1 protein-coding gene is annotated in these 797 nt (G+C 60.0%); it reads right to left on the reverse strand.

Annotated elements, in window-relative coordinates:
* The coding region (locus GRPL_RS0126230; protein WP_032700872.1) for an MFS transporter at positions 1-797 on the reverse strand (797 nt) is incomplete at both ends.

Below are 797 nucleotides of genomic sequence, written 5' to 3' on the forward strand. Positions count from 1 at the left end.
CGTTGGAGAAAATGGTGGTGAAGAAGAAGGCTGCCCACACCTGGAGCCACTCGGAGGTGGTAAAGCCCAGCTCATCGACAAACATCATCGGCATGATCACCGCAAAGCCGAACAGCGACAGGGTGTTGATGATGCGCACCATCCCGGAGAGCAGGATATTGCGGTTGGTGTAGAGCAGCGTGGCGGCGCGCCCCAGTTCGGCAAACTTCTCGCGGGTAGTGAGATTCTGCATATGGCGCGGCGTCTGAATATGGCGCAGCGACACCAGGGCGATAATGCCGCCGGTGACGCAGAACACCAGCGCCAGCCACAGGGTACCCAGCTCGCCGATATGCGGGATGGTAAAGCTCGGGATATAGCTGCCGAACACGCCAATGCCGACCGAGTAGACCGCCCAGAACCAGCCCAGCGCCGAGCTGGCGCCGTCGCTTTTCACGTTGTGCACGATGGCGACGATAAAGGAGTAGAGGAACAGCGGGTAAGCAAAGCCGCGAATGCCGTAGAACAGCAGGATCAGCGGGTAGTTAGCGTGGCCGAGGCCGAAAATCAGGAACAGCACGTGGAACACGCACCACAGCACGAAGCCGATCAGCATGGTTTTCTGCGGGGTGATAATCTCGGCGACCACGCCGGAGATCCACGCCGACAGGGCGGCGGCGAGGCCGTAGAGGGTAAAGGCGAAGGAGGCCTGGGCCGGGGTGAAGCCCAGTTCCTTGATGTAGTGCGAGAGAAAAGCCAGCTCAAAGCCGTCGCCGGTCATAAACACGGCGATGGCGATGTATCCCCAGATCAGATTC

Source organism: Klebsiella planticola ATCC 33531 (genome assembly GCF_000735435.1).
Classification (GTDB): Bacteria; Pseudomonadota; Gammaproteobacteria; order Enterobacterales; family Enterobacteriaceae; genus Klebsiella; species Klebsiella planticola.